Annotated in this window: 9 protein-coding genes and 1 rRNA gene; 3 read left to right on the top strand and 7 right to left on the bottom strand. The window is 70.4% G+C overall.

The genetic code is table 11. The annotated features are described in order from the left end of the window. A 5S ribosomal RNA gene (rrf, locus tag AB0C46_RS40350) occupies window positions 1-88 on the top strand; the annotation flags it as partial. 438 nt (window positions 89-526) lie between these two features. On the opposite strand, the gene AB0C46_RS40345 is transcribed toward rrf, so the two are convergent. The 7 genes from AB0C46_RS40345 to AB0C46_RS40315 form a co-directional block, all read right to left on the bottom strand. Next, on the bottom strand, window positions 527-2,116 hold the full coding sequence (locus tag AB0C46_RS40345) for a type VI secretion protein (RefSeq protein ID WP_362834114.1): 1,590 nt from the start codon (window positions 2,114-2,116) through the stop codon (window positions 527-529). Next, a complete protein-coding gene (locus AB0C46_RS40340; RefSeq protein WP_362834113.1) occupies window positions 2,113-3,555 on the bottom strand; it encodes an ATP-binding protein in 1,443 nt (480 codons plus the stop codon). Before AB0C46_RS40340 ends, AB0C46_RS40345 begins: the two co-directional genes overlap by 4 nt. Before the next feature lie 29 nt (window positions 3,556-3,584). Then, window positions 3,585-5,147 carry an SCO6880 family protein gene (locus AB0C46_RS40335; RefSeq protein ID WP_362834112.1) on the bottom strand — a complete coding sequence of 521 codons (1,563 nt, stop codon included), beginning with the start codon at window positions 5,145-5,147 and terminating at the stop codon, window positions 3,585-3,587. Next, window positions 5,144-6,457, bottom strand: a complete 1,314-nt coding sequence (locus AB0C46_RS40330; RefSeq protein ID WP_362834111.1) for a hypothetical protein — start codon at window positions 6,455-6,457, stop codon at window positions 5,144-5,146. The genes AB0C46_RS40335 and AB0C46_RS40330 overlap by 4 nt, the downstream gene beginning before the upstream one ends. Further along, window positions 6,447-7,298: a hypothetical protein gene (locus AB0C46_RS40325; protein ID WP_362834110.1), complete on the bottom strand. Its 852-nt coding sequence runs from the start codon at window positions 7,296-7,298 to the stop codon at window positions 6,447-6,449. The genes AB0C46_RS40330 and AB0C46_RS40325 overlap by 11 nt, the downstream gene beginning before the upstream one ends. Before the next feature lie 470 nt (window positions 7,299-7,768). Then, window positions 7,769-8,077 carry a hypothetical protein gene (locus tag AB0C46_RS40320; RefSeq protein ID WP_006603970.1) on the bottom strand — a complete coding sequence of 103 codons (309 nt, stop codon included), beginning with the start codon at window positions 8,075-8,077 and terminating at the stop codon, window positions 7,769-7,771. A gap of 295 nt (window positions 8,078-8,372) precedes the next feature. Continuing rightward, on the bottom strand, window positions 8,373-8,495 hold the full coding sequence (locus AB0C46_RS40315; protein WP_362834109.1) for a hypothetical protein: 123 nt from the start codon (window positions 8,493-8,495) through the stop codon (window positions 8,373-8,375). Between the two features lie 201 nt (window positions 8,496-8,696). On the opposite strand from AB0C46_RS40315, the gene AB0C46_RS40310 reads away from it, so the two are divergent. Both AB0C46_RS40310 and AB0C46_RS40305 read left to right on the top strand, forming a co-directional pair. Further along, complete coding sequence (locus tag AB0C46_RS40310) at window positions 8,697-9,701, top strand: bifunctional lytic transglycosylase/C40 family peptidase (RefSeq protein ID WP_362834108.1); 1,005 nt, start codon at window positions 8,697-8,699, stop codon at window positions 9,699-9,701. A gap of 205 nt (window positions 9,702-9,906) precedes the next feature. After that, the gene (locus tag AB0C46_RS40305; protein WP_362834107.1) at window positions 9,907-10,638 is read left to right on the top strand and encodes a phosphatase PAP2 family protein; all 732 of its coding nucleotides are present in this window, start codon (window positions 9,907-9,909) and stop codon (window positions 10,636-10,638) included. Window positions 10,639-10,696: the final 58 nt, after the last annotated feature.

Genomic DNA, 10,696 nt, shown 5'->3' with positions numbered 1-10,696 from the left:
CGGTTACATTCCGAACCCGGAAGCTAAGCCTTTCAGCGCCGATGGTACTGCAGGGGGGACCCTGTGGGAGAGTAGGACGCCGCCGAACAAATTTTGAAAATGCCTCGTTCCCCGAGTTTCGACTCGGGGAACGAGGCATTTTTGCGTTATGGGGACGGGTGGTTTCCTCTGGCGGAGGGGTGGGCGCGTCGGGTGGCGCACGGTGGGCCGGCGCTGGAGGGGCGAAGGGGCGTTCCCTGGCGGAGACCTTTGTGGCGCTGGTCGAGGGGGCGGCGCTGCTGCGGTCGGGGAGCGCCGGCCGCCGGTCGGCCGCGATGGATGAGCAACTGGTGCGGTTCGCCGTGCAGTTGCTTCGTGACTGAGGGCCCGAGGGGAGGGGCGCCCGGTAGGTCGTGGGTGGTGCGCCTGCCCCCGGGGGACTGCCGGTTGCGGAGCGTCCCGGTGGCGGTCATTTTCACCTCACGCCCTCACCTCACCTCACCACCAGGCACCGGATGGCGCGGCGGAATGCCTCGGCCGGCGGGAGTCAGACCCGTAGGGAGTGGTGGGGCCAGCGGGCGCGGGCCTGTTCCTGGGAGCGCATGGTCGCCAGGGTCAGCAGGCCGCGGCCGCGGCCCGTTTCGAGCAGGCCGGGAAGGGCGGGCAGCGGGGCGAGGGCCGCGATGTCGTCCAGAACGAGGGTGAGTGGTGGGTCGAGCCGACCGTCAGATGACCGTTCGGCCATGCGGCGGCCGTGCTCGACCACGCTTGAGAGGAGTGCGGTGAGCAGCGGCATCGCACCCGGGTCGGTACGCGGATCCTCGATGGGCTCGCCTACCACGTAAAGCGTTCCCCCCTCATCGATAAATGATTCGAGAAGGACCGAATCTGCTCGAAGGGGGGTGCAGGCATCCCGGATGTGGATCGAGGAGAGGGCGGTCAGCGCCCGGCCGATCAACGACTGGGAGGCCTCCCGGCGTTCGGGATGTGCCGTGAGCACCGACTCCAGCTCGCCGGCCTGGCCGGCGGAGGCCTTGGGGCTGGTGCGCAGGATGCGTACGGGTTCCTGGGCGGCGCCGGTGGCGTGCGCCCAGCGGTGCAGCTGGCGGAACGGGCGGCCGTCCACCGCGGCGGCGTGCAACCAGCAGCGCAGCAGTGTCTGGGCGGCGTCCGCGACCGCCGAGTCCAGGGCGCCGGCCGGGCGTACGGGGGCCAGCAGGGCGGCGGCACGGGTGGTGGCGGTGGCGAGGTCCGTACAGCCGGAGGTCGGTGACCAGCGGAGCCGGGCCGGGGTGTCGAGGCGGTGGGTCGGGTCGTAGGTCAGCAGCGGGCCGAGCTTGGCGCGGGCGTCCTTGGTCTCGGCCCAGATGCCGGGGTCCGTCGTGGCGACGATCAGCGGGCCCGGGGCGGCGGCCGCGGTGGCGACGGATGTCGCGAGGGCGGCGGCACGGTCGGTGGTGAACTGGACGCGGGGGAGGGTGGGTTCGGGGGTGGCAGCGGTGGCGGGTGTGAGCGGGGGTGCGGTGCGTTGCTCCGGGACGGGGCCGGCGGCCGCGGTGTCGAGGGGCGGCGGGGCAGGGACGGCCGGTGTGGCCGGGGCGTCCTCGCTGGGGGCCGCGGGCTCCTGGGCGGCAGGGACGGTCTCCCGGGCCGCCTCCCGGGCCGCTCGCGCTGCTCGGGCCTCCCTCGCCTCCCGTTCCGCCTCCCGTGTCTCCTGGTCCGTCAGACGGGCTTCCCGGGCCTCCCGGGCCTTCGCCCGGCGGGCCGCCCGTACGGCGCGGTAGCGGGTGACCGTCCCCAGCGTGAAGATCACCAGAACCAGCAGCACCATCAGCTCACCGATGAGGATGCCCCAGAAGAGGCCGTAACCCGAGAGCTGGCCCTTGGGGGTGCCGGGCCAGGCGGCGGCCATGTCGTGCGGCGCGGAGACCAGATGCCGCAGCGCCATCGGCGTACCGGAGTAGGTGACTCCCGTGGGCCAGGCGCCGTGCGCGAACAGGCCGGCCAGTCCGGTCGCCGTCCACACCAGCACGGTCAGGCCCAGCAGGAAGGCGAGCAGCCCGACCAGCAGGGAGTCGGGGACGCCGTGTCCCCGGCCCCGGCCGGCACCTCGTTCGTCGTCGTATCCGCGGGTCACGCCACCGTCTCGCTCGACTCGTCTCTCCACTGCCGCTCCATCGCCATGGCCTCGGCGCGTGCCTCGGCCTCGGCGTCCGCCGCCGCCTGGACGGCGCGCGCCTCGTCCGTCGGCATCGCGGATGCCTCGCTCATCGCGGACGCCTCGGTCATCGCCCGGTCGGTGAAGACCAGCGGGCGTTCGGCCTCGGTGATGAGGTGTTTGACGACCTGGACATTGCCGTTGACGTCCCAGACCGCGATGCCGGGGGTGAGGGTCGGGATGATCTCGACGGCCCACCGTGGCAGGCCGAGTACCCGGCCGGTGGCGCGTGCCTCGTCGGCCTTCTGGGCGTAGATGGTGCGGGTCGAGGCCATCTTGAGGATCGCCGCGGCTTCCCGGGCGGCGGCGCCGTCGACCACGTCGCTGAGGTGGTGGACGACGGCCACGAAGGACAGGCCGAGCCGTCGGCCGAACTTCAGCAGCCGCTGGAAGAGCTGTGCCACGAACGGCGAGTTGATGATGTGCCAGGCCTCTTCCACCAGGAAGATGCGCTTCTTGCGGTCGGGGCGGATCCAGGTGTGCTCCAGCCAGACGCCGACGATCGCCATCAGGATCGGCATCGCGATGGAGTTGCGGTCGATGTGCGACAGGTCGAAGACGATCAGCGGTGCGTCGAGGTCGATGCCCGCCGAGGTTGGGCCGTCGAACATGCCGCGCAGGTCACCGTCGACGAGCCGGTCGAGCACCAGCGCCACGTCCAGACCCCAGGCCCGGACGTCGTCTATGTCGACGTTCATCGCCTCGGCCGACTCCGCCTCCGGGTGCCGCAGCTGCTCGACGATGTCGGTCAGGACGGGCTGCCGGTGGGTGATGGTGTCGGTCACATAGGCGTGCGCGACCTTGAGGGCGAAGCCGGAGCGTTCGTCCAGGCCGTGGCCCATCGCGACCTCGATGATCGTGCGCAGCAGGGCCAGCTGGCCGGTGGCGGTGATCGACGGGTCGAGGGGGTTGAGGCGGATTCCGCCGTTGAGGGCGGCGGTCGGGTCGAGGCGGATGGGAGTTATCCCCAGCTCCTGGGCGATGAGATTCCATTCGCCGACGCCGTCCTCGCCCTGGGCGTCCAGCACCACGACCTGACGGTCCCGGAACCTCAACTGCCGCAGGACGTAGGTCTTCTCCAGCGCCGACTTGCCGTTGCCGGACTCGCCGAGGACCAGCCAGTGCGGGGCCGGCAGCTGTTGTCCGTAGAGCTGGAACGGGTCGTAGATGTATCCCTTGCCGCTGTAGACCTCACGGCCGATGATCACGCCGGAGTCGCCGAGACCGGGGGCCGCGGTGGGCAGATAGACCGCCTGGGCCTGGCCGGTGGAGGTGCGTACGGGCAGCCGGGTCGTCTCCACCTTCCCGAACAGGAAGCTGGTGAACGCCTCGGTGAGCGCTCCGAGCGGATCGATCATGGCCATGACGTACGCGCCTCCCAGCGGCTTTAGCGGCGGATCCCGGTCGCGAACGGCAGGGTGTTGACGAACGCCCGGTGGTGCTCGCGGTCGCACCACTCCAGCTTGAGGTAGGACTTGCCGGCCGAGGCGCGGATGGTGCGCTTGTCGCGCGCGAGCGCCTCGGGCGAGCGGGAGGACACCGTGAGGTAGCCGACGAGGTTGACGCCGGCGGCACCGGACGCCAGGTCCTCGCCCCGCTGGTCCACCCGGCCGTGGTGCGCGACATCGCGCGGGTCCACCACCCGGTTCATCTTCGCCGCGCGGCTGGCCTCCGCGTCGTCGTTCGTCTTCTCCGTCAGCATCCGCTCGATGGCGATTTCGGTGGGTTCGAGGTCCATGCAGACCGCGACCGTACGGATCACATCCGGGGTGTGCACCAGGAGGGGCGCGAGGAAGTTGACGCCCACCGGGGTCAGCGGCCACTCCTTGACCCAGGCGGTGGCATGGCACCACGGTGCGCGGGTCGTCGACTCCCGCGTCTTGGCCTGCAGATACGTCGGCTCCATCGCATCCAGCTCGGCCGGCCAGGCGTTGCGCTTGCTCATCGCCTGGATGTGGTCGATGGGGTGGTCCGGGTCGTACATGGAGTGCACGAGGGAGGCGAGCCGGGCCTGGCCGAGCGGCTGGCGCACCCGGATGTCGGCCTCGGCGAGCCGGGCGCAGATATCGGTGAGCTCACGGGCCATGACCACGGCGAGACCGGCGTCCCGGTCCAGCTTCTTGCGCAGCAGCCCGCCCTGGTGCATCCGCGCGGCGCGGGCCATGGTCTGTGCCTCGGTGGCCAGCTCGCGGGTGTAGTGCATACAGGCGACGAGGTAGGCGCGGTGCTGCTCGGAGGAGGTGGAGACCATCGACTGGAGCTGGTCGTAGGACTCCTGCAGCCACACCGGGGAGGAGCGGTCGCCGCGCTGGGCGACGTCCTTGGCGTGTGCGTCCGGGTCGGCGGGCAGCGTCCGCGCCAGCATCTGCAGCCGGGTCACAAAGCCGTCCCCGTTGGCCACATGCTTGAGCAGCGTCCCGAAACGGTCGACCAGCGCCTCCTGGTCCTCACTGTCCCGCAGGCCGACGCCCGGCCCCTCGATCTCGATGGCCGCCGTCACCGTCTTGCGGTCGGCGTGCAGGAGCACCGCGATCTCGTCCGGGCCGAACGGCGCGGACAGCCAGTTGATCCGTCCGATGCCGGGCGGCGGGCCGATCTCGACCTCCCGGCCGTCCAGCCGGACGCCCGCCTCGGCGGTGCCGGAGCGGTAGGTGGCGCCGCGGCGGGCCGTCCGGCGGAAGCTGCGCCGGATCTCGAACCACTTGTAGAACGTCCGGCCCTTGTACGGCACGTAGACGACGGCGAGCCCCAGCATCGGGAAGCCGGTCAGGGACACGATCCGCAGCGGCAGCATGGGCACCAGCAGCCCGCACATCATGCCGAGGAACGCGCCCGCGATGATCAGCGCGATCTCACCGGTCTCGCGGTTCTTGCCGACGATCGCGTTGGGCCGGGCGCGGCCGATCAGATAGGTGCGACGCGGGGCGATCGGGTGGGACTGCGTACTCAACGACCCTCACCTCCTGCTGTCTTGCCGGTGCGGGAGCTGCCGCTTGGGCCGGGATGGGGGTTCGTACGGGGAGCGGGGGTGGCGGGGGCCGGGGAGCGGCCGCCGCGGGAGCTGTGCGCGGCGACGCCGCCGGCCACCGAGTCGGCCGGCCGGGACTGGCCGCCCTGCGCCTGCCCGCCGTCCCCGCCGGAGCTGCGGGAGCTGTGGGTCTTGATGCCCTGGGAGACCAGTGCGGCGGGCGAGGAGATCATCGCGGCGGCCTGGCTGCCGTCGGTGGCCCGGCCCTTGTTCGTACGGGCCGAGACCATCTCGTCGCCGAAGCCGGGGACGAAGCGGTAGATCACCGCGCTGGCGAAGATGGCGAGGACGATGATCGAGAGGCCGGAGACGACCGCGGAGAAGGCGTTCGGGCCCTTGTCGTGGGACAGCGCACCGGCGACGCCGAGCACGATCACAATGACCGGCTTCACCAGGATCACCGCGATCATGATGCCCGCCCAGCGGCGCACATGCCCCCACATGTTCTTGTCGACCAGCCCGGCGTAGACGACCGTGCCTAGCAGCGCCCCGACGTACAGCAGCGCGGCCCGGATCACCAGCTCCAGCCACAGCACACCGGCGGCGAGCACGGAGACCAGTGACACCACGATCAGCATGATCGGGCCGCCGCCGATGTCGGTGCCCTTCGTGAGCGCTTGCGAGAAGGCCCCGAAGAAGGTGTCGGTCTGCGCCCCTGTCCCCTTCGCGATGATCTCGGTGACCCCGTCGGTCGCCGAGACGATCGTGTACAGGATGAGCGGGGTGAAGGCGGAGGCCAGGACGGTCAGCCAGAGGAATCCGACCGCTTCACTGATCGCCTCCGTCAGCCGGACGCCGCGCACCGCGCGCTTGGCGACGGCCAGCAGCCACAGGACGAGCGTGAGCACGGTGGAGGCGGCGAAGACGACGGCGTACTGACGCAAGAACGCGGCGTTGGTGAAGTCCACCTGAGAGGTGGCCTTCACGGCCTCCGACAACTTCGTGACGATCCAGGCGGCCGCTTTGGCACAGCCTTTGGCGAGGGATTCGAGGGGGTCGAGGGGGTTGTTATCGGTGAGGCCGCCGCCGCCCGGACCGGGCGTGCTGCCGCTGTCCCCGCCCCGCTTTTCACAGAGTTCCCTGGCCTTGTCCGAGAGCAGACTGCAGGCGCCCTCGCTCGGTTTGGGAGAGGGCGCCGCGAACGCGCGGGCCGAGAGGACCACCAGGGTGGCCTGCAGACCGCTCAGCGCCGAGGCGACGGTGAGGGCGCGGCGTCGGTTGTTACCTCGCATACGTGAACCCTCCGAACCCTTGGACGGCCTTGGACATGTCCTTGGCCGTCGCAGCGGCCTGGTCGCCGCCGATCGGGGCCGGCCCGGCCTTCTGTGTGAAACCGGCGAGCTTCCAGTCGCCGTTGACCCACTGCAACTGCATCGTGGACGTGTACCAGCTCTCCGTGACCGGGTTCTGGGAACCCGTGCCGGCGAGGCCGAACAGGGTGGAGTACCAGACCGCGACCGTAGCGGTGGTGCCCTCGAACTTCTCGGTCTTCGTCCCGACCGGATTCGCCCGGGACACGAAGGTCATTCCGCCCGGTGTGCTGCCGTCCGCCTTGAGGCCGACCCGGCCGAGGAACTTGGGGTCCGTGTAGACCTTGCGCAGGCTCTCCTTGCGGGCTGCGGCCACCGGGGAGGTGTAGACGGCGTCGACGATCGCGTCCCGCTCGCCGGACTGGTACATCCCGCTGCTGGAGAGCGCCACCGCATAATTCGCCGCCGCCGACTGCGCCCCCTGCTCCGTCTTGGCGAACCCCGACGCAATGCCTCCGGTCTTGCCGCTGACGGCCTTGGTGCCGGTGGGGGCGGTGGGCTGGGTGCGGCCGGGGTCCTTGGGGGAGTCGTTCGAGGCGGTTTCGCTGTTGCCGCTGCCGCCGCGGTTGGCGAAGGCGATGGCCGCGAGCAGCAGGACGATCACGCCGACGATCGTGACGAGGTTGCGGCTGGAGAGGCCGGTCCGGGACCGCCGTCCCGAGCCGTAGATGTCGCCGTCGTTGTCGGGAAGTCTGGTCCGGGTCTGGCCCGTCTCGGGACCGCGGTGTCCGTCGCCGTAGCCGCCGTCGTCACTGAGACTCATCGCGCCTGTGCCCCCTCTGCCGCCGTCGCCGTGCGTGCCGTTGTGTGCCGTTGTGTGCCGCCCTCATATGACCGTAGCCGCGCGGGCGGCGGCTCGGGTGCAGCGGTACGAGTACATCTCACCGTGACGGGTCCTCAGATGCGGTACGGCAGAGGCGAATGGGGGACTCTGGGTTATTTGTGCGCATCGCCTGCTCCGCGGTTGCCGGTCGCCTTCTTGCACCTTCTTTCCCCCGGATCCACCTGTCCCCGCGCAGGGCTCGGCCCAATCGGTCCGCTGGTGGCGGGGGTGATGAGGGCGTGCTGCGGTTCCGTCGGGCCGGCGTGAGCAGGCGTCAGCATGTCGCCTCGGCAGGGGAGGTGGGGCCGGTGGAAGCGAGTGGAGGCACGGGACGGCGGAGAGATGGTGGGCGGGGGCGCACGGGGGTGCCGTGGGGACGGACGGGGGCCGGCGGCAGGGCTGGGTGTGGTCTAGACCGCCATGCCGTAGACGATGGTGAACAGCGTCCCCAGGGAGCCGATGATGAAGACGCCGGTCAGGCCGGCCACGATCAGGCCCTTGCCTTGTTCGGCGCTGAAGGTGTCGCGCAGCGCGGTGGCGCCGATGCGCTGTTTGGCGGCGCCCCAGATCGCGATGCCGAGGCACAGCAGGATCGCCACCGCCATGACCACTTCGATCATCACGCGGGCCTCGTTGCCCAGGCTCCCGAACGGCCCCCAGTCCGGGGCGATTCCGCCGATGATGGTGGTGATGTCGCCTTTTTCGGCCGCAATGAACATGTGTGAACTCACCGCCCCTTGATGGGTAGTTGTCTCCCCGTGCCGGCGCGGCACAGGTCAGTCTCTATCTTCGCTGACAAATGGGCCGTCAGCTGTCGACTTGGCGGCTTTCTTTGAAGGATCCCGTGCGGGTGGGGTGTGCCTGTGGGCGCACGCCCTCCATTGAACCGACTGGTCTCACCGTGTGTATCACGGGGGATAACCCTGAGCAATGATCATCGGGGCGGTGGTGGCCGGTCCGGCGCACCGGACCGGGCGTAGTCCGTTCGGATGCCTGTCGTGGCCGGGTGTGTGGCTACTTCGGGGCGTGGGACATGGCGAAGATCATGACGAGCGCCACGAGGTGGATGGCGAACAGGAAATAGGCGACGCGCCACCACAGGTGGCGGCTCATCTGCTTCTGATTGTTCGGGTCCACGGCTCGCGTCCTGTCTCGGGGCTCCTGTGCAGTGTCGCCCATCCGGCGGCGTACGGGCGTCGCCGTGAGCGGAATCGCACCCCGGCCGGCGCGCCCCCTGCGCCGTGTCATGCCCCGCCGTGCGGCACCCGGTGCGGCGGGGCGCGCGGGAGCGGCCGGAAAAAGGCAGTGAACCGGGGCTGAATGGGGGAGGGTTGGGGGGTGCGGAAATTCTGGGTGGCCGGTGGGCTCGGGGCGGGGCTGGTGCTCTGCCTGCTCGGGCTGCTGGTGATCGGTACGTATATGGCGGCGGCCGGGCTGGCCGGGGCCGGCGGCCGGGCGCTCGGGCTGGCGAAGGGTTCGGTGCCGGCCGAGTACCAGCAGCTGGTGCAGAAGTGGGGGACGCTCTGTCCGGCGATAAGTCCCGCGCTGCTGGCGGCGCAGCTCTACCAGGAGAGCGGGTGGAACCCCAAGGCGCAGAGTCCGGCGGCCGCACAGGGCATGGCGCAGTTCATCCCGGGGACCTGGCAGACCCATGGCGTCGACGGGAACGGCGACGGCAAGAAGGACGTATGGGACCCGGAGGACGCGATTCCGTCGGCGGCCTCGTACGACTGCGAGCTGGCGAGCTATGTGAAGCGCGCACCGGGCAACGCCACGCACAACATGCTCGCCGCGTACAACGCCGGGGCGTACCGCGTCATCCAGTACAACGGGGTGCCGCCGTACCGCGAGACACAGAACTATGTGAAGACGATCACGACGCTGGCGAAGAGCTTCGAGGCGCCGTCGGGGCGGGTGGAGCCGTCGCGGCAGGCGGCGGCCGCCATCTACTTCGCGCAGCAGCGGCTCGGTACGCGCTATCTGTGGGGTGGCACGGGGACCGCGGCACAGGGCGGCCGGTTCGACTGTTCCGGGCTGACCCAGGCCGCGTACGACTCGGTGGGCATCAAGCTGCCCCGGGTGGCGAACGACCAGTGGAACGCCGGGCCGCATCCGAAGCGGAACGAGCTGCTCCCGGGCGATCTGGTGTTCTTCGCCTACGACCTGAAGGACCCGCGCTCGATCCACCATGTGGGGATCTATGTGGGGGGCGGGTACATGATCAACGCGCCGTACACCGGGGCCGTGATCCGGTTCGACAAGATCGATACGCCGGATTACATCGGTGCGACCCGCGTCACGTCGGATGGCGCAAAAGCGCTGCCCGGTACGAACGCTGCGTGAACATAGGGCCCTGAACTGCGGTGATGAGTCAAGCTTCGATAACGTCCTGGTGATCATCCGGTAGAGAGTGGAACGCCCGGGGCGGACATCGCGTTTCCTTGGCGTGGGGACGTAGCAGCGCTTGGCACCGCACACGCTCGACGACCACGGGGGCAGGCAGCACACGAAGGCGCTCGCGCGCGCGAAAGATAAGGGGCCGCTGCAGATGGCTGGACTCGCACTCGAGGGGCCGAACCCCGACGTCGACGTGCTCGACGGCATCAACGGCCTCGCGAAGGACGCCCCCCACTGGGTCAACAAGGCCATGGAGTACATCGGTGAGTACGGCATCATCGCCGGCCTCGCCGTGCTGTGTCTGATCGCCTGGTGGTCCGCGCGCCGCAGGCCGGGCGCACCGGCCGCCGTCGCGGGCCTGGTCTGGGCGCCGCTGGCGGCGGGCATCGCCCTGCTGGCCAATATCCCGATCCGGTCGTTCGTTGAACGGCCACGGCCGTTCAAGGACCACGCCGGACTGGAAGTACTGATCCCCGGCAAGAGCGACTTCTCGTTCGTGAGCGACCACGCGACGCTCACCATGGCGGTCGGGGTCGGTCTGTTCGTCGCCCACCGGAAGTTCGGCCTGATCGGGATTCTGCTGGCGCTCGCCGAGGGCTTCTGCCGCGTCTACATGGGCGTGCACTACCCGACCGACGTGGTCGGCGGCTTCGCGCTGGGCACCGCCGTCGCGCTGCTGCTCGCGCCGCTCGCGCAGGCGCTGCTGGTGCCGCTGACGACGGCGATCGGCCGGTCGAAGCTGGCGTGGCTGGTGCGCGCGCCGGGCGTCGAGGCGGGCGTGGACGGCCCCGCGGGGCAGGACGGCGACGGCAGCCGCGTGGTGGCCACGGGATCGGCGATGCGGCGCGGCAACAAGGAGCGGGACAAGGATCTGGCGGCCTGAGGGGCGCGGCCGGCCGGTTCACCGGAACCGGCCGTCCATGTCCGCCAGGCCGTCAGGG

It is taken from the genome of Streptomyces sp. NPDC048637 (genome assembly GCF_040650675.1).
In the GTDB taxonomy this organism is placed as follows: Bacteria; Actinomycetota; Actinomycetes; order Streptomycetales; family Streptomycetaceae; genus Streptomyces.
Note: the sequence above shows the minus strand (reverse complement) of the source record. Positions and strands in the feature narration are given on the sequence as shown.